Source organism: Runella sp. (assembly GCF_965279615.1).
In the GTDB taxonomy this organism is placed as follows: domain Bacteria; phylum Bacteroidota; class Bacteroidia; order Cytophagales; family Spirosomataceae; genus Runella.
Map to the genome: position 1 here is coordinate 5,114,054 of NZ_OZ257252.1, position 21,612 is coordinate 5,135,665.

Sequence of the window (21,612 nt, forward strand, 5' to 3'; positions counted from 1 at the left end):
CGTTAATTGTCCGAAAATGATGAACATCATTTTCGGATAATAACCCCAACAACTAACGATTAACGGCATTTTTTTAATCACAATGCCGATGAACTACAAAGAGTATAAAGGATTGGACTATGCACAGGTAGGCAAGGACATCCTTCAGTTTTGGAAAGAAAATCAGATATTCGAAAAGTCAGTAGAAGTACGGGAAGGTGCTCCTTCGTTTACTTTTTATGAGGGGCCGCCGTCGGCTAATGGTACGCCGGGGATTCACCACGTGATGGCGCGTACCATCAAAGATCTGTTTTGTCGTTATAAGACCCTGCGCGGTTATCAGGTGAAGCGCAAAGGCGGTTGGGATACCCACGGCCTGCCCATTGAGTTGCAGGTCGAAAAAGAACTGGGCATCAAAAAAGATGATATCGGTATCAAGATCAGCATTGAAGATTATAATAAAAAATGCCGGGAAGCTGTCATGCGGTTTACCGACCAATGGCTGACCATGACCGAGAAGATGGGTTATTGGGTAGACATGGACGACCCGTACGTAACCTATAAAAACGACTACATCGAAAGCCTTTGGTGGTTGTTGAAACAGCTTTACGAAAAAGGATTACTTTACAAAGGATACACCATCCAACCGTATTCGCCGGCCGCCGGAACAGGTCTCAGCTCGCACGAGTTGAACATGCCCGGTACGTACAAAGATGTAAAGGATACCACCATTGTAGCGCAGTTCAAAGTAAAACTGACCGGCAAATCGGGGTATTTGTTCGACACCGCCGACAGCGACGATATCTACATTTTGGCTTGGACCACTACTCCCTGGACTTTGCCTGCCAACTCTGCATTGACCGTTGGAAAAGACATTGATTACGTGTTGATTACAACCTTTAATCAGTACACACATTTGCCTATCAACGTGGTTTTGGCCAAAGATCTTGTAGGAAAGTATTTTTCTGAAAAAGGAAAAGATGTCAATTTGGCGACCTACAAAGAAGGCGATAAGGTCATTCCTTGGTCTGTTTTGATGGAATTCAAAGGTGTGCATTTGGAAGGTATTCAGTACGAGCAATTGTTGCCGTATGTGCAGCCGCTCGAGGACGCCGATAAAGCATTCCGAGTTATTTTAGGCGATTTTGTTACCACGGAAGACGGGACCGGCGTAGTGCATACCGCGCCTACTTTCGGGGCAGATGACTTTAGGGTAGCGAAAGCCAACGGCGTACCGGGCATTATGGTGCGCGACGAAAACGGCAAAGAAGTACCGATCGTTGACAAACAGGGACGTTTTGTACCGGAGATCGGGGAGTTTGGCGGACGGTTTGTCAAAGAGCAATATTACTCGGCTGTCGAGCAGGAAGATCCTGAATTCAAGCCAACCGATGTATTGATCGCCATCAAGTTGAAAGAAGAGAATCGGGCGTTCAAAGTGGAGAAATACGAGCACCCATACCCGCACTGCTGGCGTACTGACAAACCTGTTTTGTACTATCCGCTTGATAGCTGGTTTATCAAAACAACAGCACTGAAAGACCGTTTGGTGGCATTGAACAATACCATCAACTGGAATCCGGAAAGCACAGGAACGGGGCGTTTTGGAAACTGGCTCGAAAACCTTGTGGATTGGAACCTGAGCCGCAGCCGTTATTGGGGAACACCGTTGCCGATTTGGCGCACCGAAGAAGGAGAAGAAAAGTGCATTGGTTCAATAGATGAACTGACGGGCGAACTGGAAAAAGCCTTGGCAAGCGCTGCGTTAAGTGATGAACAACGTGCTAAAAATGAGTCTTTTCTGCAATCAAAAGGGACGGAAGCGTTTGATTTGCACCGCCCTTACGTAGATGAGATCTTTTTGGTTTCGGATTCGGGGAAAGTAATGACCCGCGAGACAGACCTCATTGATGTGTGGTTTGATTCGGGTGCGATGCCGTATGCGCAATTCCATTTTCCGTTTGAGAATTTGGATAAATATCCTCAAAGTATGGGCGGTACGGCGGTCAATGAATCACAGACTTCGTATCCGGCCGATTTTATCAGCGAAGGCGTTGACCAAACGCGCGGTTGGTTCTTTACCTTACATGCGATTGCAGGCTTGTTGTTTGATTCCGTCGCTTTCAAAAACGTCGTTTCTACGGGTTTGGTGTTGGATAAAAACGGCAACAAAATGTCAAAGCGTCTCGGCAACGGCGTTGATCCGTTTGCAACCATTGACACCTACGGCCCTGATGCGCCGCGCTGGTACATGATCACCAACGCAGAACCGTGGGACAACCTTAAATTCAATATCGACGGAGTGGTGGAAGTACAGCGTAAGTTTTTCGGAACGCTGTTCAATACCTACAATTTCTTTGCGCTTTACGCCAACTTGGATGGCTATCGGATTGAGCAGTTTGATCGGGTTCCGAAAGAGCAATTGACCGAATTGGATCGTTGGATCATTTCTAAAGTGTATACATTGGTCAAAAATGTAACCGAACAGTTTGACAATTATAATCCAACCAAAGCAGGTCGTTTGATTCAGGATTTTGTGTGCGACGATCTGTCCAATTGGTACGTACGCTTGTGCCGCAGACGGTTCTGGCAGGGCGAAATGACCACCGACAAACGAGCAGCGTATCAAACCCTTCAACATTGTTTGGCGGCGGTGGCGCAGTTGATGTCGCCGATTGCGCCGTTCTTTGGTGATTGGCTTTATCGTAATCTCACCGACCACGTTCGGGAGGAGTCTATCGAAAAAAATACGCCGTTCAGGCACGAATCAGTGCATTTTACAGATTGGCACACCTACGATGCATATTGGGTAGATACCGAGTTGGAAGAGTCGATGCAGTTGGCGCAGGACATTTGTTCATTGGTGCATTCGTTGCGGAAAGCAAACAAAATAAAAGTACGTCAGCCGTTGTCAAAAGTGCTTATTCCGGTACTGAGCACAAAAATACGCGAACAGATCGAACACGTTGCGCCCATCATTATGTCTGAAGTGAACGTGAAAGCCGTTGAGTTTGTCAGTGACGACAGCGGCATTTTGAAGAAAAAAATCAAGCCTAACTTCAAAGCATTGGGACCGAAATACGGCCCGAAAATGAAAGAAGTTGCGGCGATCATCAACGGCCTGAACGCTGCCGACATTTCAACGATCGAGAAAGAAGGCGTACTTGCAGCAGGGGATTTTTCATTGTTGAGAGATGATGTAGAGATCATTGCTGAAGATGTACCGGGCTGGCTGGTAGCAAGTCAGGGAAGCCTGACCGTAGCGCTTGACGTAACGGTCACAGAAGAGTTACGCCGCGAAGGGTTAGCCCGCGACGTAGTCAATCGTATTCAGAACCTTCGTAAAGACAGTGGTTTTGAAGTAACGGATAAGATCAAGATCACCGTGCAGGACAATAGCCCTGAATTGGCCGAAGCGGTCACTACCAATAAAGACTACATTTGTCAGGAAGTCCAGGCGATATCATTGGATCTGGTGGCTGACCTAAACGGTTCTGCAACGGAAATAGAGATCGACGAGTTTTTGCTGAAAGTAAAAATTGAAGTAGCAGGCTAGTTGATAAGTGATTATTTCAACCCCTATCCCCAACCCTTTCCCCAGTAAGGGAGTAATAAAGTCCCTCCCTTACTGGGGAGGGATTTAGGGTGGGGTACAATCACACCCTAATTCGTTTAGCGAAACATAAAATAGCGCATAAAATCTTCCTTATGACTCCTGCCAATCGGGATTTGAAACTTCCCGATAGTGAGATCATGCTCATCAAATGAATCGATTTTGTCAATATTGACCGCATAGGAGCGGTGGACACGGATAAATTTAGGCGTTGAGAGGCGTTCAAGTACGGTGTTCAGCGTAAGGCGTAAAGCAATTTTTTTGGACTCCGTATGGATTGTTGTGTAGTTTTTATCAGCTTCAAAAAAGAGGATATCGTTTAGCAATAATTTTTGAAATTTGTAATTCTCCTTGATAAAAACGTAATCATTGATTTGCAGGATTGTTTCCCGGTCAGCGGATTTAGGAATTGAATTCAGCGGTTTTACAGTGTCCTCTTTTTCTTTTGAAAATACCTGATTTTGAGCGCGTAGTGCAAAGTTATTGATGGCCAGATCGATGGCTATTTTAAGACTTTCAGTACTGAAAGGTTTAGTAATATACGCCGAAGGGTATGTCTTCATGGCGGCTTCGATCGTAGAGCGGTCGGCCTGAGCGGTAAGATAAATAACAGGGGCTTCTCGAATAGCGATCATTTCTTTGACCGCTTCAATGCCTGTCATAGTGCCGATCAATTTTATATCACAAAGTATGAGATCGACCTGAAGCGTTCTATAGAGTTCAATCGCCTTAAGACCATTGTTTACCACATCCACTATTTCGTATCCTTCAGATTCAAGTCGAGCTTCCAGATCAAGCCCTACAACAGCTTCATCCTCCACAATCAGGATCTTAATATTCTGCATATTGATTGTATTAAGCAACAGTTTTTAAACGGGTAATTGGAATATGAAGGTGATACCAAGTGCCGTTTTCGTTTTGTATCTGTGCTTCTCCCCCCAGTTGTTCGGACAATGATTTGATCAATTTTTTACCAAATGACCCTTTACGGTTTTGCCACGTAGCGATATCAACGCCCGGTCCATTGTCGCGTACATCCAATGAAATGCCGTTATCGCTTTTTAAAGATACAGCTAATGCCGGATGATTGTTGGTATGATAGGCATATTTAAATGAATTAGTAACTAACTCGTTTACGATCAATCCGATAGGCATCGCCAGTTCAACGTCTAACTCCCTTTCCTGTATATCCAATGCAAGGTCAAAATGCTCGGGATCGTAGCCATACGACCGCATGATACTTTCGACAAGATTGCTTAGGTATTCCTGCATATCAATGGTTGTAAGATGCTCTTTCTGGTAAAGACGCTGATGGATCAACGACATGGCTTCGATGCGCTGTTGCCCTTCCCGAATTGCCCGTACCGCTTTGGGGTCTTCCATATTGTACGTTTGCAAATTCAGTAGACTGGACACGATCTGTAGGTTATTTTTGACGCGATGGTGAAGCTCTTTCATCATTAATTCGAGCTTACCTGACTGTTCGCTGATGGTATGATTTTGTTTCGTCAACTGATTTCGTTGAGAAGCAAGAATAACATTTTGTTTCTGTACTTTTTGGTAAAGAAAGATCATTCCTCCCAACAACAGGGCCAATAAGCCTGTTCCTGTGGCCCACCATTGCATTTGGCGCGTTTTATCGCGGTTTTCTCGGTCTAACTGTCGAATTTGCGCTTCTTTTTCTGTCGTGGCATACTTCGTCCTGATTTCAGCAATAGAGCGTGTTTTGTCAACGTCTGCCTGTGCTTTGATAGAGGCTAATTGTTTCTCTTTCTCGGCATTAAGCATAGCTAAATGTTCTGTTTGTTCTTTCTTAAGCCGGTGCTGTGTTTCAGCGATCTGACGTTGAGTAAGTGCCTGGATCAGTGTCGTTTCACGTATCTGCTTTGTCTGGAACTCCGCTTCAATTTTAGCAATTGCCTTCTTTTTTTCATTGTTTCGAACACTGTCGTTCAATGCTACTGCGCTTTGATAATGAGATAGAGCCTCGCTGAAATCCCTTTTCTGCTCATAGGCTTGGGAGAGAAATTGGTGAAAATCTTTTTGGTGTTCTTTCTGCTCCGACTGGTTTTTTGAAAGCTCTATGCCATAGTTTGCCGTTTTAATTGCTTCATCGGGCTGATTCGTGGAAATGTATATTCCGCAAAGGCCTTTCTGAACATACATTTCAAGATAGATATCTTTTGCCTTTTTTGCATATTGAGCTACTTCCTGCAACCGAGCGGCGGCTTCGTCAGTGCGTTTCAGATGAGAGAGTTTGAGCGCATAATTATACAACCCTGAGAAGTAGGCTTCATCATCATGCTCATTTTTCAGGATCGCCAATGCCTGTTCATTATATTCCAACGACTTTAGGTGATTTTTGCGTTTTCCTTCCAACGAGGCGAAATTTTCGAGCGCATAGGCTAAAAAAAGCTTAGGCAGCTTGGCAGAATGGTCCAAAAAATATCGGTGGGTTTTTTGGTAATATTGCTCTGCCTTCTCAAATTCATGTTGGTTAAAATAAGCATATCCGACTTTATTAATGCTTAAAAAAGCGCCCCGATAAAATTTGTTTCGATCAAAAAGCTCATAGGATTTTAAATAATACTCTATTGCTTTTGGGGCATCATGCTGATTGAGATAATAAAGTCCATAACGAGAAAGAATATCAGCTTCGCAGAATTTTGAACGTACGGTTTTATTCATTTTGACGGCCGCCTGCAAATACGCATTTGCTTTTTCAAAATTGCCGCTGAAAACGAAGTCTTGGGACAAGTTGGATAATCTACGAACTTTTAGAGAGTCGTAAGGTAGGCGTAAAAGGCTATCGGGGACCGTAACGCCTTGTGCCCATAAAACGCTAACAGGGAAACTTAAGCAAACCCAAATTAGGAAACGACTCATAGAAAAGTTATAGGCCCTGAATGGTGATAAGTATACATAAAGCCCCGACAAAGCTCTTGAACTTTGCCGGGGAAACCTGTTCAAAACGTTGAGTATAGAGTTTTCTGTAATGCAAATTTGGCAAATATGTTTTTTTTACAACTTTTATTAGGGATGAATAATGGTAAAACATGGACGAAAGGTGTGATTTTGGTATATAAAAGATATTGATTGGATAATTTTTACTCTTTCTTGAACCTCAAAATTTTAATTTGTTATTTTCTTGAGAAACAAAATAAAATATAGATAAATGGGTGTCAATTCAAATGATAAAATTGTTTCACTACGTATATATACCCTAAAGTTTTATTGAGTTTTCTGCACCTGTATACTATTGCCTTTTTTGTCCTCAGGTTTTGCCGGATCAAAAAGAAAAAAGCGAACTGAAGTTGTCAATTGTTCACTTTGGCAGCAGGCGTTATGTACAGCAAGGTTAAAATAGCCAAAAAATGTGCATTTTTGTTATTACTTTCTGTTTAATTTCATTTTAGATGTATTCTCTACAAAAAGCACTTGTTCTCTCTATTTTGCTATTTTTTAGTGCAAAAGAAGGAGTAACTCAAAAGATTATTCGCGGCCCTTTTCTTCAGATCGGGACACCTACGAGCATCGTTATACGCTGGCGGACGGATATAGCTACCGGCAGCAAAGTAACTTTTGGGCCTGCGGCAGATCAACTGAATCGCAATGTTGTGGATGAAACGGTTACTACAGAGCATGAAATAAAACTAAGCGACTTGCAGCCAAACACGTTTTATTACTATGCTATAGGGAATTTAACAGAGGTACAGGTAAGTGGACCGGATTACTATTTTAAAACAGCCGTGCCTGCCGGCAGCAAACAAAAAATACGAATTTGGGCCATGGGTGATATGGGAAGCGGAACGCCTAACCAAGTCAGTGTCCGTGATTCGTACATGAACAGCATTAAGAATAATAATCGGGCAACGGATTTGGTGTTGATGCTTGGCGATAATGCCTACGGCATAGGAACCGATGAAGAATACCAGAATAATTTCTTCAATATATATCAAAATCAATTTCTGAAGAATAATGTCATCTGGACTATTCCAGGTAACCATGAATATTATTCGGGTTCCAGAACGAGCCGAGACATCCCTTATTTTAAGGTTTTTTCATTTTCGCAAAAAGGCGAAGGTGGCGGCGTTCCGTCAAATTCGAAGATGTATTATTCATTTAACTATGCCAATGTGCATTTTGTAGGATTGGATTCAGATGGTATTGAGGAGGAAAAGTACCGCATTTATGATACATTAGGTCCGCAGGTGACTTGGTTGAAGAAAGATCTGGCCGCCAACAAACAGCCTTGGACGATTGTGATGTTTCACCATCCACCTTATACCAAGAACTCGCATGATTCTGATGCAGAAGATGAACTTACTCAAATACGCAAAAATCTAACGCCTATTTTGGAGCGTTATAAGGTCGATTTGGTGCTGAGCGGCCATAGTCATTTGTACGAGCGCTCTCGACTTATGCGCGGCCATACCGAGCCTTCAACCGAGTTTGATGCGGAAAAGCATCTCATCAGCAGTTCGTCGGGCAGGTATGATGGCTTTCCCAATTCTTGTCCGTATGTCAAGAACCCATCGACGGAAGGAGTGATCTATACGGTTATTGGTTCATCGGGACAAAACAATGGTTTTAACGGTGTGCCTCATCCTGCCATGCCTTTTAAAAATGCCATCATTGGCGGCTCTGCGTACATTGATGTTGAAGACAATCGACTGGATTTTAACTGGTTGGGCGCCGATCAGATCGTTCGTGATCAATTCACTATTTTCAAAAACGTGAATAAAACAACTGACCTGAAAGCAAAACTCGGTGAAGTGGTAACGTTAGCTCCTTCCTGGAAAGGAAGTTATCTCTGGCCGGACGGCAGCCGCAAGTCGACCACAGAATTTATGCTCGTAAGTGATACCACCATTATAGTCCGCGATAGCCTTGGGTGTTTGCAGGACCGTTTTAACATTGAAGTATTTCCGCGCCCTCAAATTACCACCCAAAATCTCAGACCCGTTTGCAGCGGTGAACAACTTTCTGTACCGTTTTCGGTTACAAATACCGATGTTGCCAAATGGCGCTATACGGCACAGTTATCAGATGTACAGGGAAACTTTGCTGCGCCGATTTCTTTGGGTACAGGTAACGGAACATCGCTTAACATCACTATTCCGGCAAATCTTGCCGCCGGAGAAGGGTATAAAATACGAGTGATTGCCAATACAAAAGGATTTGACTATGTAGCTTCTGCGGCGTTTAGTGTGCGTCAAAAAGTAACCGCAACGCTGAAAGGAGAAGCAACCATTGAAGCAGGTAAAACGGCAAATTTAACATTGACTTTTACGGGATCAGCGCCGTGGACCTACCGTCTTTCCGACAATACTACCGGCACCACTTCGAGCAATCCGCTCTCGGTGACAATCAACCCCTTGAAAACTACGGTTTATTCCTTAACAAACATTACAAACACCTGTGGAGAAGGCTCCGGAACGGGAAATGCCCGTGTGGTGGTAATTCCGCGCATCGAAACAACACTGTCGGCTTCGGCAGTCATTTGTAACGGAACAGAAGTAAATGTACCGTTTACGCAAGTAGGGCAATTTGAAACCGCCGTAAATTATGTCGTACAGCTATCTACGAAAGAAGGAGATTTTTCGAATCCGTCATTTATTGGAGCAGGAAACCAAAGTCCCGTTAAGGCAACGGTTCCGCTTTCTGCGGTGGTTGGAACAGGCTATAAGATTCGAGTAGTTCCTGAAAATAATGCAACGGCAAACGTGTTGCCTACGGCTTCGTTAACCATGCGCCAACGCGCTTCGGCGACTATCAGCGGAGATACGGCCATTAAATTGGACGAGCGGGCACCCCTAACATTACGTTTTGAAGGAACTTCGCCCTGGACGTATGTACTCTCTGATAATTCAACCAATACCGTAGATTATTCTCCTTTCTTCGTCACAGTAAGTCCAACATTGCCAACGGTTTATACTCTAAAATCGTTAACCAATGTATGCGGAGCAGGTTCAATAGCCGGCAGTGCATTGGTAAAGGTTATCATTACGGGCACCGTGCAGGAAGAGGAAAATAAGATACGCATATTCCCCAACCCTGTACAGACAAAAATAAAAGTGGAGGTAAACGAGCTGCAAAGTCGAACCATAAGCTGGGAGCTGGTAACTATAGACGGCAAAATGGCGAAAGAAGGAAACGTGCGAAGGAGTCAGCGGAGCAATTTTGAGATCGACGTGACGGAGTTACCTTCCGGAACCTATATATTACGAATCCTGATGGGTGAGCAACCGATTGTCAGGAAGCTTATTAAGCTCTGACTTTTAATTTAGTACGACAAAGTAAACGTTGATCTCTGTATTTCAGGTATGTATCCAGCACCTCCAAATCGGCGTCTGCCCAATCTAATTTTGATAATTGATCCATACGCACCCATTTGTATTGGGCGTGTTCGGTCAAAATGATGGGTGAACTCATCACGCGACAAATGTAAGGTACCAAACAAATAATGCGATTTCGGGTGGGATCTTCTTTGTATGCAGGAGCAAGGCGGGGGCCAATTTCGATCTCAATGCTCAGCTCTTCCATGATCTCACGGTGGAGGGCTTCCACTTCTGATTCGCCTTCATCCACTTTTCCGCCGGGAAATTCCCACTTTAGCGGCAGGGACATTGTACTACTGCGTTGAGCTGCAAACAATTGCCCATCTTTTTCGAAAATAGCACACGGAACCATCACGACGTTTTTCGAATGTTCAGACGGGATAGACATATAATGGGGTGATTTTTATACAAAGTTACGACGGAAAATCATTTGTGAGCGTTTTTTTTATCAAGTGGTCATCAACTTGAGAAATATTTTTTACTTTCAACCCGATTTACAAGTGGTTTCCATTAACGTTTATCTTTAATAGTTAAGATTTTATTCAACCCTTTTATAAAATTATGTTTACGGAAAAAGATTATTTACAAATTGCCAAACAGGGCATTTCGATCGAAACTATCCAACAGCAAATCAGTCATTTTGTCAACGGTTTTCCTTATCTGAAAGTTCTCAAAGCCGCTACCGTAGGAGATGGAATTGTTCGGGTTGAAGAAAAGGAATTGGAAGAATTAGTTAAGGCATTTGATGCACAGTCGGGTCAAGTGTCTTTGCTCAAGTTTGTGCCTGCATCGGGCGCAGCCACGCGTATGTTCAAGGCATTGTTTGCGTTCAAAGATGAAGGCAAGAGTGATAAATCCATCGTAGAATTCAGCGATCGTCTGCGTGATTTTGCCTTTTTTCAAGACCTCCAAACGGTCATTTCAAAGCAGGATGGCGCTATTGATGCCGATATTAATGCGGGCGAATTCCGTAAAATTGCAGACTATCTTCTTTCGGCTAAAGGGTTGGATTACGGCAATTTACCCAAAGGATTGTTGAAGTTTCACCACTATCCTGAAGGAGCGCGCACACCGGTAGAAGAGCATTTGATCGAAGGTACAAACTATGCCAATTCGGCAGGGAAAGTACGTATTCATTTTACGGTATCCCCCGAACACCGAAGTCGTTTTGAGGCTTTGATCGATGCCGTCAAACCGCTTTATGAAGATAAATTCGGGGTAACATACGATATCAGTTTTTCAGAACAGAAACCTTCTACCGATACCATTTCGGTCAATTTAGACAATACGCCTTTCCGTAATGCGGATGGCAGCCTGTTGTTCCGCCCCGCCGGGCACGGAGCATTGCTGGCCAACCTCGACGATCAGGATGGCGATGTTGTCTTTATTAAAAATATTGACAACGTAGTACCGGATAGCTTGAAGGAAACAACCTTTACATACAAGAAAGTGCTGGGAGCATTGTTGCTCAACTACCGCCAACAGGGCTTTGCTTTTCAGGAACGAATTGAAAACGGCGAAACAAGCGAAGAACTGGTAGAAGAGTTGACAAAATTTTTCGAAAAAACCATGTATACGTTGCCTTCTGAAGGATTTGAAAAACTATCAACGGCTGAAAAGTTGGCTTACTTTCAACAAAAATTGGATCGACCTTTCCGTCTTTGCGGCATGGTTCAAAACGTAGGGGAACCGGGCGGCGGGCCTTTCTGGGCGAGCAATCCTGACGGAACCATTTCATTGCAGGTGGTGGAGTCAGCGCAAATTGATATGTCAGATGCGGCCCAAAAAGCCTTGTTTGATACGGCTACGCACTTCAATCCCGTCGATTTAGTGTGCTCTTTGAGAGGATACAAAGGCAAGAAATTTGCCTTGATGAATTATGTAGATATCAACACGGGTTTTATTACCCAAAAATCAAAAGACGGCAAAGACCTCAAAGCGCAGGAATTGCCGGGATTGTGGAACGGTTCGATGTCAGACTGGAATACGGTATTTGTAGAAGTGCCGTTGATTACCTTCAATCCGGTAAAAACCGTCAATGATTTGCTTCGTAAAGAGCATCAGTCATAACAGTAGGTGAGAGGTTAAGGGCTGGTAAGGTGTCTAAATTCTCAAATCCGTGGTCTCACAGATCACGGATTTGAGAATTAACTTACATTTAGTAATATGGACGGGGCTGTGGAGACACAGCCTACTGTGTGGGTATTTGTGTGCCATAGGCACTGCCTATTTGTAGCAAATGGTAAGTTATCATCCATTTTGCCACTTAGTGGCAACCCTTGCCAACGGCCTTACTCCTTTACCATTTTAGTGCTGAACCAACGGTCGTTTATTTTTACTTTAACGAAGTAAGTACCTGCTGGAAACGACTGAATATCAACCGTATCTTCGTATTTAAGGCGTGGCTCCCAACGACTGCTTTTCAGGGTTCTTCCCTGTAAATCCATCAATTGCCATTCGGTGGCGGCAGCATTGGTGATGTTTATAGTTAACTGCTTAGCGACGGGATTTGGAAAAAAAGAAATACCGCTTTTAAGAGGATCTTCTATACTCGTAATGATAACATTGGCTAAAGCGCTTCCCGAAACATTTCCTTCACCGCAGGTATTACTGACGGATTTAAGTGTATAAGTAGTCGTAAATTGGGGAACTACAGTCAACAAAGCAGGAGTGATCGAAGAAGTGCCGGTGGTATTGTCCGACAAAGTATAGGTCCAAGGACCGTCGCCGCTGAATTGAATGACCAAAAAAACTTCTTCACCGGGCTTGAGCGGAAAGGTACCGCCCCCACTCAACACTGCACCGGGACGGCGTCCTAAGAAAAATGGGTTGGTAGGAACCAAGGTAATGGCAGAACCTCCGGTAGCAACAACTCTGATACGATAACTTCCTCCCACCGGAGTCGTGGCCGGAATAGAAGCGATGATCGGGCTTTGAGTGCCTGTTCCGATCAAAACAGGGTTGGTAAATGCACCTGTACTGTCAGAAAGCTGGGCCTGAAAAGAAGTTGCTCCCGACAAAACACCTCCAACCGTGAATTTAATCTCTATGTCTTTGCCGGAACAGATAGCCGTGCCGGGGTTTTCGGTAAGCAAACGGGGAATAACCGTTACCAATGCGCTTCCGGATGTACTTCCTTCTCCACAAACATTCCGCACCGAACTTACTACGTAGGTAGACGTTTGAGTGGGCGTAATACTTACCACAAAAGGTGTCTGTGTTGCTGTGCCCGTACTGCCGTCGGAAAGTGTAAATGTCCAAGGGCCTTCACCCGTGAAATTGAGCGCAAGCAAGGCTTTTTCGCCAAAATTGACCACTGAATTCCCGCTTAAAACGGCCGTCGGGCGAGCCTTGACAGTAAATGCGGGGCTGTTCAGCGAAGAAGCAGCAGAATTTGCCACAACGCGTAAACGATAGCCTGTCCCTGCCCCCAAATTGGTCGGAATGCTGATCGAAATAGGGCTGCTTGCTCCGGTGGCTAAAATGCGTGGCGTGGCAAAACTTCCGGCCGCATCGGAAAGCTGTACAGTATAGGTAGCGGGGGTAGAGAATTCGCCCGTTACGGTAAAAGGAAGACTTATGTTGGCTCCCACACATACCGAACCCACAGTAACATCAGCTGCACTGATCCGAGGAACGACGGTGACGGCCGCCGTTCCGGAAACAGCTCCGGTTCCGCAGGCGTTGCTGACCGATACTAAGCTGTAATTGGTAGATACTGTCGGACTGACAACTACTTTGATCGGAGTGACGGAAGTGGTAATAACAGGGCCCGAGGCGAGTTGATAGGTCCAGGGAGCATCTCCCGTAAAAGCGATGTTCAAGCTTGTGGTATCTCCTATCCCTACGGCGGCGTTTCCGCTGAGTATAGCAGTTGGCAAAGGCTTAATGCTGAATGCCGCACTGCTGACATAGGTAGCTACTGAACTCGCTATGACACGAATTTGATAAGAGCCTGCGGTTAAGTTGGCAGGGAGTGTAACGTTCAGCGGACTGACAGTACCTGATCCTAAAGTAATGGGCATCAGAAGAGTCCCTCCGGCAGGGAAAAGTTGTGCAGTATAAGTCACGCCGCTCGCGGCAAACGTACCTGCTACGGTAAAAGGAACAGTTATGGCAGCGCCTGCACATAAACTTGTGGCCGTAAAGTCGGTAGTAATGCGGGGATAAACGGTCACACGTGCACTTCCCGATACTGTTCCTGCACCACAAATATTGGAAACTGATTGTAAAGCGTAAGTTGTGGAAAAAGTGGGTTGTACAATGCCTTTGAGGGGATTGATAGAGGTAGTTCCTGTACTGGTGTTGGTAAATGTATACGTCCAGGGGCCGTTGCCCGTAAATGCAATAGATAACTGAGCCGTACCGCCGAAATTGATGCTGGTATCACCGCTTAAGGCAGCGGTCGGGAGTTTGAGCATCGTAAAAGTAGCGGATGGAGTATAAGTGATCCCTGTCGTATCTGTAATGACGCGCAATTTATAATCACCGCCCAAAACAGTGGCAGGAAGCGTAACCTGAATAGGACTGGCGGTGCCCGTAGCGAGAACGGTAGGACTTGTAAAAACGCCGGTTGAGTTGGAAAGTTGGACGGTGAAAAGCCGTTTGGCTGTGGCAAAGTTGGCCGTGACAAATGAGACCGGTACAACGGTCCCTGCACAGGCTGCACCACCGCTGACATTGCCGGTAACGACAGTGGGTACTTGGGCAAAAAGTGTATTTCCGACCAATGATAAAAGCAAAATCAGTACTAACTCAAAGCGTATAAACAATCTCATAAAACGTTTTCCGTTAATGTTATCCGGTTGGTATGACTCACAAAGTTGCGAATAGTAGCTACCGAATTTTCAAACTACCTCTTTCCTCTGACAAAGATACAAGACCCTACGCGAGAATTTTGTATTTTCGCCCCAATTCTAAAAAATCATGTCCATTCGGATTCAACATTTAACCAAAGTGTACGGCCATCAAAAGGCCGTCAATGATGTAAGTTTTGACGTTAATCGTGGCGAAATAGTTGGTTTTTTGGGCCCTAACGGCGCCGGAAAATCAACTACAATGAAAATCACCACCTGTTATTTATCCGCGACGAGCGGTCAGGTAGAAGTCAATGGCTTTGACGTGGCTAAACATTCGATGGAAGTGCGTCGAAGCATTGGGTATTTGCCGGAGCATAATCCGCTATATACTGATATGTACATCAAAGAATTTCTGCGATTTGTGGGCGCTCTGTATAATTTGAAGGGTGAAACACTCACAAAACGCGTCAGTGAAATGATTGATATTTGCGGCCTGGGCGTAGAGCAACGAAAAAAAATAGGGCAACTTTCCAAAGGCTATCGGCAACGTGTCGGTTTGGCGCAGGCATTGATCCACAATCCTCCTGTATTGATCTTGGACGAAGCCACTACCGGCTTAGATCCCAATCAGATCGTAGAGATCCGAACGTTGATCAAAACCGTTGGGAAAGAAAAAACCGTACTGTTTTCTTCGCATATCATGCAGGAAGTCGAAGCTATCTGCGACCGTGTAGTGATCATCAACCGTGGTCAGGTGGTGGCAGATCGGCGTTTGGAAGATTTACAAAATGAAGGTAAACCGCTCGAAGTGGTTTTCAGAGAGCTTACTACGCAATAGCCGATATTTATTTTTCGTTTTGAAACAGAATTTTTGTATTTGACGTAATAGAATAAAAGAGTATTTATTTAAACACACCCATGAGAAAGACCTATTTAATGATAGCATTTGGTGCGCTGTTAACATTTTCGGTGGCGGCTCAAACAGCTAATCCCGATGCACCTCCGCCGCCTGTTCGCCAAAATGAAGGGCCTATTAAAGTTTTGGATGCGCCCCCCCGAAAGAGTGAAGACCCGCAACGTCCGCCTTCTGCCTTGGATAAACTTCGTCTGGGAGGAAGTGTCGGGCCTCTTTCGTTCGGCACAGTTACCAGCATTGGAATATCGCCCGTGGCAGGGTATCAAGTTACCGACCGTTTGGCTTTAGGAGCCGGAATAACGTACCAGTATACCCAAATAAAGTATTCTCCTACGGTAAAAAGCAGCTATGATAACTATGGCGGACGCTTTTTTGGAATGTTCAATGTATTTGAAAGCATTAATTTAAATGCCGAATACGAATCATTGAACGTACAATACCGCGATTATACCGCAAATGGTATTGCCAGAAGAAAGTGGATTGGCTCGGCAATGGTTGGTGCATCGTATTCAACACCAATCGGGGGGCGGTTCATTCGTGCCTTCAATTTGATAGTGCTCTATAATTTGAGCTATAACAGCTTAGTGAACCCGTCGTATCCCGCCGAAAACATCTACCCTACCTCAAGCCCTTTGGTGATTCGGGCAGTATTGTTTTAGGAAAAAAGAGGAATAGTTGTATAACTGAAAAGCGCCTGACTTTCTGAGTCAGGCGCTTTTCAGTTAGGTAGAATATATTTTTTAGGCGTCTTTTACCGTCGCAAACTGCGTCAAACGGTGACCCATTTTGTTGTATTTGGTTCGAAGATAACTTTCATTGTGGGGGTTGGCCTTCATTTCGATTTGAATATTATCGACGATTTCGAGACCGTATCCCATCAATCCCACCCGTTTTTTAGGGTTATTGGAAATAAGATTGATTTTTGAGATTCCCAGATCCCGTAAGATCTGTGCTCCTACGCCATAATCGCGCTCGTCCATCTTAAAGCCTAACGCAAGATTGGCTTCTACTGTATCCAAACCGTTTTCCTGCAATTTGTATGCTTTGAGTTTATTAATTAAACCAATGCCTCTTCCTTCCTGATTCATGTACAGCACTACGCCTTTTCCTTCGCGCTCTACCATTTCCATTGCGGCATGAAGTTGCGGACCGCAGTCGCAACGGCATGAGCCAAAAATATCGCCGGTAGCGCAGGAAGAGTGAACACGTACCATGACAGTTTCATCTTTTTCCCATGAACCTTTGATCAGGGCCAAATGCAACTCATCGGTGTTTAGTTGACGGTACGCGATCATGTCAAAATGCCCCCATTCGGTGGGCATATCAACGGCGATCTCGCGTTTTATGAGTGATTCAGTGCGAAGGCGGTATTCGATCAGATCTTTGATAGAGACCAACTTCATGTCGAATTTGTCTGCCAAAATGCGCAATTCCGGCAAACGAGCCATTGTACCGTCCTCGTTGAGGATTTCAATAAGTACGCCTGCCGGCGCAAGTCCTGCCAATTTTGAAAAATCAATGGCAGCTTCGGTGTGACCCGTGCGGCGTAAAACACCTCCGGGCATAGAACGCAACGGAAAAATGTGCCCCGGACGGCCTAACTCTTCGGGTTTTGTTTCGGGGTTTACGAGTGCTTGGATCGTCTTGGCGCGGTCAGAAGCCGAAATGCCGGTGGTGCAGCCATGACCCAATAAATCAACTGAAACGGTAAAAGGTGTCTCGTGAGTAGAGGTATTATCGCCCACCATCATTTTCAGACCCAGTTCTTCGCAACGCTCTACGGTGAGTGGCGCGCACATCAATCCACGACCTTCACGCACCATAAAATTGACCATTTCGGGAGTGATCTTTTCGGCGGCACAGATAAAATCGCCTTCATTTTCCCGGTCTTCGTCATCTACTACGATGATGATCTTTCCATCTCTAATATCCGCGATCGCGTCTTCAATTCTATCAAGTTGTATGGAATTGGTATTATTATTGCTGTCCATGAATCAGGTAAAAAATAGTTTATCAAAAATTACGTTGTATGCTTAACTACCTGCTTACGTTGAGTGATTATAAGTTCGGTTGTGATGACAAAACAACGGTGGGCAAAGATACGTTCTTTGATCGGAACGAAAGAAGAATAAGAAAATCTATGAAGTTCGGTCTTTTACTTTCTCTATCAACACTTTTAATTGTAAGGTCATACGCCCAGCAAGCTGTTGATTTGTGTTTAAATGCGTCTAATCAGGCCGGATTTAACATAGTTGGCCCTTCAGTAGGATGTATGCCGTTTGAAGTAAAAGTTGAAAAAACTTCAGTCAAAAATGAAAATTACATATACGACTATAAGGGCGGGAATATTCCACAATATGAATCACGTGGAGATACAACAAGGGCTACATCTTTCAAATACAATAAGACGGGGATTTATAAAATTCTTCAGTATGGCAGTGGCGATAGTAATAGTGGTAGCGGAGTAATTACGTGCAAAACAGTTGAAGTACTTCCTCCGCCCAATTTTACAGCAAAGGCTTGCAGTAACCGAGCAGTACAGGTAATTATTCCTAATGATAGCACTACACAGCGCTATACTGTTTTTATTATTGAGTGGGAATCCGGTGTTAAAGAAACGGTTACAGCGCCCGGAACATATACACACTCTTATGGTGCAACAACTAATACAGCTTCCGTGTTTGTCACGGGTAGAGTTGGAGCCCAATTGTTGGGCTGCTCCCTTCCGTCGCCAACTATTATACTCAATACCAATGACTTATCTTCTACGGCTATTCGTAAGCTGACCTTAAACAATGATGGTTCGGTCGCGGTATTGATCAAAGCTCCCAAAGGCACGACCACCTCGGTTCAGGCAAGTCAGAATAACGGCACGTTTAACAACCTGCCCGGACAGGTGACGTTAGTAGGAGATACCACGACGATCACGATCAAAGAAGTAAATGCCCTGAAAGACACCTATTGCTTCCGATTAAATACCAACGATGGATGTGTAAATAATTCGGCGCTTTTGTCAAATGTGGTTTGTGCAACAACCTTAGAAGTAAAAGCCGAAAATCGCCAAAATGTATTGACATGGAAAGAATACCCCAATGCAGCCGATTTTCAAAACTATCGCCTTACACGTAATTTGGTAAGCTTGGGTGGCGCAAGCGTGCGCACCAATACCACCCAAACGGATGCGAATGTAACCTGTGGCGAACAATATTGCTATCAGGTAACGGTACAGTTGGCAGGAGGAGCAGAGTCGGTTTCCCCATCGGTGTGCGTAAAAGCAATTTCTACTGAATTTCCGTCTATCGTCCAAAATGCTTTTGTAACAGTAGAAGACGATAATAAAATAAGCATTTATGCCACTCCGCCGGCTTCCGGAGCAACGCCTTCCAAGTACAAAACGATCATTACGCGGGCGGTGAGCGGTAGTGCTGATTTTAAGGAAGTGGCGTCTTTAAACAATGCGTTTTCGTACTCAGATGCTTCCGTTGATCCAACGCAGCAGTCATACTGTTATCAAATTGTCTACGAAAATTCCTGCGGCAATCGCTCCCAACCTACGGAGCCTCTCTGTACGGTATATCTTTATTCCAAATCAGGCTCAACGGTCGATTGGACGCCCGAAACGCCGTTTCTAGTGCCTGTCAATCGGTATCAACTGGAAATTTTAGATGAGCAGGGCAATCCTTACAGTCAAGTTCCGGTAGGAGGAAATACCAGCTATTCGCCCAGTGTTTCGGATCAGCAATTGTTTCGTTATCGAATCCTGGCTTATGCGCAGGGAACGGGTGGGAACAGTTATTCCAATTACTTCGTCTTCAAAAAAAATGCACTTGTTTTTATCCCTGATGCTTTTTCGCCCAATGGCGATGGTGTCAATGATGCTTTTGCACCTAAAGGTCAATTTGTGGATAAGTCGCGCATGATTGTGTATAACCGTTGGGGACAGGTACTTTTCGAAACCGACAACGCTATGGTAGGCTGGGACGGAACCATCAACGGGCAGCCGGCGGTAGAAGGAACGTATGTTTTCCGGGTTGAAATAACGGATTCATTGGGGGCAAGCTTTGTAAAAACAGGGACAGTTCTCCTTGCCCGTTAGTGCGTTGAACGGTATTTTTCTTCAAAATGTGCCAGAAACCGACTTCCGATGCGGATTTCACGATTTCCAATCTGCAGTTTTGTTTTCTGTGAAGATGTGATTTTGTCCAACGCCACAATGAAAGATTGATGCACTCTGCAAAATAGATTGGGGGGAAGTTTGGCTTCCATCGCTTTCAAATTCAGTCGGGTCAGGATGGGTTTGGTTTGTTGATTGGTAAATATCTTGACATAATCCTTCATTCCTTCAACGTACAGAATTTCGTCAAAAAACAACTTGATCTCTTTGTATTCCGCAAACACAAAGAAAAATCCACGCTCGGTAGGCAAACCGGTTTCCTTTTTTCGCAGCACAAACAAGTCAAGGGCTTTCTCACAGGCGGTCAAAAAACGCTCAAAAGGAATGGGTTTAAGCAGATAATCCACTACATTCAACTCAAATCCTTCCAAGGCGTATTGTTGATAGGCTGTCGTGAAAATGACCATGGGTGGCTTTGGCAGACTTCGCAAAAATTGCGTTCCCGTCAGTGTTGGCATTTGAATATCCAGAAATACCAGATCAACGGGATTTGCTTCTAAAAATGTCCGCGCATCTAAGGGATTCGTGAAGGTGTTGAATAACTCCAAAAAAGACACTTTTTGAATATCATCGGCCAGAAGTTCGAGCGCAAAAGGCTCATCGTCAATGGCTATGCAACGTAGTTGGGTCATGGGTTCATTTGTAAAAGAAGATGTACGCGAAAGATACCGTCGTTTTGGCTGATTTTCAGCGAATGGGCTTCGGGATAATGCAATGCCAGTCTTCGTTTAACATTTTGAATCCCAATCCCTGATTGTCCTTCTGCCGGCAGATTGTTTTCGAAAACAGCATTTTCTGAGAAAAAGGAAATCGTGTTTTCCGTTACCTCAAATCGAAATCGAATCTCGCCGCTTTGTTGACTGTGCAAACCGTACTTAAAGGCATTTTCCACAAAAGGAATGAACAACAAAGGTTCTATGAAGTGCTTTTCGATGGAGCCCTGACACTCAAATAAAACGCAATCTTTGTCGGTCAAGCGTATTTTCTGAAGGTCAATATAATGCTGCAAATGCGCAATTTCCTTCGATAAAGGCACTTTTTCAGCATTGGCTTCGTAGACCATGTAACGGAGTAACTGCGATAATTTCACCACTACATCTTCTGCTTTATCGGATTTTTGGCGCGTCAGCCAACGCAGATTATTGAGCGTATTGAACAAAAAATGAGGGCTTATCTGCAACTTCAACACGGCCAATTCGGCGGCCACTTTCTCCAACTGGATCTGCTGTTTTTCTTCGCGTTCGCGCAAACGGTCACGCAAAAGCGCCAAGATAGAACTTACCAATGCCACGAAAGAAAAAGACAGCAATGTGCCGATCTGGTGAGGAAAAGGAATAAATGAGGGTGGTGGCGGTGGCCGATTTGGGAGTGTCGGCGGCGGTGGCGGGGTGAAAAGTGGATGATTGTCAAACACAAATAAGCGTAACAGCAGTTCAGGAATGAATAAACAGGCTGCGAATCCGATCAATAACGCTACCAAGAAAGGAAGGTTCTTTTTGGTAGACAGTAAAGCCGGCGTATAGATGTACAAATTGAGGTAAAAGAATAAGATAAAGAGGCCGTCTTCGAGTAGTTTAATGAGTACAAACCATTTAAAATGGGGTAATTGCGAAAAGCCCGAATCAGGAAACAATAAGAAAGGCGTAATGACAAAAACACTCCATCCCAAGAGATGCAACCAAAGACTGTATCGTTCGAGGTATTTCATGCGCCGGTTATTTGAGGGCAATATTAACGCATTTCAGATAACAATTCCGTAACACTTCTCTACACACCTTCGGTCTTTCTCT

At 44.5% G+C, this 21,612-nt stretch carries 13 protein-coding genes; 6 read left to right on the plus strand and 7 right to left on the minus strand.

Features of this window, described 5'->3' with window-relative positions:
* The first annotated feature begins 88 nt into the window (after positions 1-88).
* Positions 89-3,535 carry an isoleucine--tRNA ligase gene (gene ileS / locus ACQY73_RS21575; protein WP_428654827.1) on the plus strand — a complete coding sequence of 1,149 codons (3,447 nt, stop codon included), beginning with the start codon at positions 89-91 and terminating at the stop codon, positions 3,533-3,535.
* Positions 3,536-3,651: 116 nt separating this feature from the next.
* Here the strand turns inward: ileS and ACQY73_RS21580 are convergent, their stop codons facing one another.
* Together ACQY73_RS21580 and ACQY73_RS21585 are read right to left on the minus strand one after the other, a co-directional pair.
* Positions 3,652-4,437 (minus strand): LytR/AlgR family response regulator transcription factor, encoded by a 786-nt coding sequence (locus tag ACQY73_RS21580; RefSeq protein WP_428654830.1) that lies wholly within the window; start codon positions 4,435-4,437, stop codon positions 3,652-3,654.
* Positions 4,438-4,447: 10 nt separating this feature from the next.
* Entirely contained in the window at positions 4,448-6,349 is a 1,902-nt protein-coding gene (locus ACQY73_RS21585; protein ID WP_428654832.1) for a histidine kinase dimerization/phosphoacceptor domain -containing protein, read from the minus strand.
* A gap of 659 nt (positions 6,350-7,008) precedes the next feature.
* Here ACQY73_RS21585 and ACQY73_RS21590 point away from each other — a divergent pair.
* Positions 7,009-9,870, plus strand: a complete 2,862-nt coding sequence (locus ACQY73_RS21590) for a metallophosphoesterase (RefSeq protein ID WP_428654834.1) — start codon at positions 7,009-7,011, stop codon at positions 9,868-9,870.
* Here the strand turns inward: ACQY73_RS21590 and ACQY73_RS21595 are convergent.
* Complete coding sequence (locus tag ACQY73_RS21595; protein WP_428654837.1) at positions 9,860-10,321, minus strand: (deoxy)nucleoside triphosphate pyrophosphohydrolase; 462 nt, start codon at positions 10,319-10,321, stop codon at positions 9,860-9,862. The genes ACQY73_RS21590 and ACQY73_RS21595 overlap by 11 nt on opposite strands.
* 173 nt (positions 10,322-10,494) lie before the next feature.
* Here ACQY73_RS21595 and ACQY73_RS21600 point away from each other — a divergent pair, with 173 nt between their 5' ends.
* Entirely contained in the window at positions 10,495-12,003 is a 1,509-nt protein-coding gene (locus ACQY73_RS21600; RefSeq protein WP_428654839.1) for a DUF4301 family protein, read from the plus strand.
* Positions 12,004-12,224: 221 nt separating this feature from the next.
* Here the strand turns inward: ACQY73_RS21600 and ACQY73_RS21605 are convergent, their stop codons facing one another.
* Positions 12,225-14,711, minus strand: coding sequence for a T9SS type A sorting domain-containing protein (locus ACQY73_RS21605; RefSeq protein ID WP_428654841.1), 2,487 nt, complete (start codon positions 14,709-14,711; stop codon positions 12,225-12,227).
* A gap of 148 nt (positions 14,712-14,859) precedes the next feature.
* On the opposite strand from ACQY73_RS21605, the gene ACQY73_RS21610 reads away from it, so the two are divergent.
* Both ACQY73_RS21610 and ACQY73_RS21615 read left to right on the plus strand, forming a co-directional pair.
* Entirely contained in the window at positions 14,860-15,570 is a 711-nt protein-coding gene (locus ACQY73_RS21610) for an ATP-binding cassette domain-containing protein (RefSeq protein ID WP_428654844.1), read from the plus strand.
* 80 nt (positions 15,571-15,650) lie between these two features.
* Positions 15,651-16,307, plus strand: a complete 657-nt coding sequence (locus ACQY73_RS21615) for a hypothetical protein (RefSeq protein ID WP_428654846.1) — start codon at positions 15,651-15,653, stop codon at positions 16,305-16,307.
* 81 nt (positions 16,308-16,388) lie between these two features.
* On the opposite strand, the gene ACQY73_RS21620 is transcribed toward ACQY73_RS21615, so the two are convergent.
* Positions 16,389-17,639, minus strand: coding sequence for a bifunctional 3,4-dihydroxy-2-butanone-4-phosphate synthase/GTP cyclohydrolase II (locus ACQY73_RS21620; protein ID WP_428654848.1), 1,251 nt, complete (start codon positions 17,637-17,639; stop codon positions 16,389-16,391).
* Positions 17,640-17,677: 38 nt separating this feature from the next.
* On the opposite strand from ACQY73_RS21620, the gene ACQY73_RS21625 reads away from it, so the two are divergent.
* Positions 17,678-19,744 (plus strand): T9SS type B sorting domain-containing protein, encoded by a 2,067-nt coding sequence (locus tag ACQY73_RS21625; protein WP_428654849.1) that lies wholly within the window; start codon positions 17,678-17,680, stop codon positions 19,742-19,744.
* On the opposite strand, the gene ACQY73_RS21630 is transcribed toward ACQY73_RS21625, so the two are convergent.
* Both ACQY73_RS21630 and ACQY73_RS21635 read right to left on the minus strand, forming a co-directional pair.
* Positions 19,741-20,454, minus strand: a complete 714-nt coding sequence (locus tag ACQY73_RS21630) for a LytR/AlgR family response regulator transcription factor (RefSeq protein ID WP_428654851.1) — start codon at positions 20,452-20,454, stop codon at positions 19,741-19,743. The genes ACQY73_RS21625 and ACQY73_RS21630 overlap by 4 nt on opposite strands.
* Positions 20,451-21,530 carry a sensor histidine kinase gene (locus tag ACQY73_RS21635; protein ID WP_428654853.1) on the minus strand — a complete coding sequence of 360 codons (1,080 nt, stop codon included), beginning with the start codon at positions 21,528-21,530 and terminating at the stop codon, positions 20,451-20,453. Before ACQY73_RS21635 ends, ACQY73_RS21630 begins: the two co-directional genes overlap by 4 nt.
* Between the last annotated feature and the right edge of the window lie 82 nt (positions 21,531-21,612).

Coding starts and splice junctions, on each gene's coding strand:
- ileS (WP_428654827.1), top strand. CDS start 89: ATGAACTACAAAGAGTATAAAGGATTGGACTATGCACAGGTAGGCAAG.
- ACQY73_RS21580 (WP_428654830.1), bottom strand. CDS start 4,437: ATGCAGAATATTAAGATCCTGATTGTGGAGGATGAAGCTGTTGTAGGG.
- ACQY73_RS21590 (WP_428654834.1), top strand. CDS start 7,009: ATGTATTCTCTACAAAAAGCACTTGTTCTCTCTATTTTGCTATTTTTT.
- ACQY73_RS21595 (WP_428654837.1), bottom strand. CDS start 10,321: ATGTCTATCCCGTCTGAACATTCGAAAAACGTCGTGATGGTTCCGTGT.
- ACQY73_RS21600 (WP_428654839.1), top strand. CDS start 10,495: ATGTTTACGGAAAAAGATTATTTACAAATTGCCAAACAGGGCATTTCG.
- ACQY73_RS21605 (WP_428654841.1), bottom strand. CDS start 14,711: ATGAGATTGTTTATACGCTTTGAGTTAGTACTGATTTTGCTTTTATCA.
- ACQY73_RS21610 (WP_428654844.1), top strand. CDS start 14,860: ATGTCCATTCGGATTCAACATTTAACCAAAGTGTACGGCCATCAAAAG.
- ACQY73_RS21615 (WP_428654846.1), top strand. CDS start 15,651: ATGAGAAAGACCTATTTAATGATAGCATTTGGTGCGCTGTTAACATTT.
- ACQY73_RS21620 (WP_428654848.1), bottom strand. CDS start 17,639: ATGGACAGCAATAATAATACCAATTCCATACAACTTGATAGAATTGAA.
- ACQY73_RS21625 (WP_428654849.1), top strand. CDS start 17,678: ATGCTTAACTACCTGCTTACGTTGAGTGATTATAAGTTCGGTTGTGAT.
- ACQY73_RS21630 (WP_428654851.1), bottom strand. CDS start 20,454: ATGACCCAACTACGTTGCATAGCCATTGACGATGAGCCTTTTGCGCTC.
- ACQY73_RS21635 (WP_428654853.1), bottom strand. CDS start 21,530: ATGAAATACCTCGAACGATACAGTCTTTGGTTGCATCTCTTGGGATGG.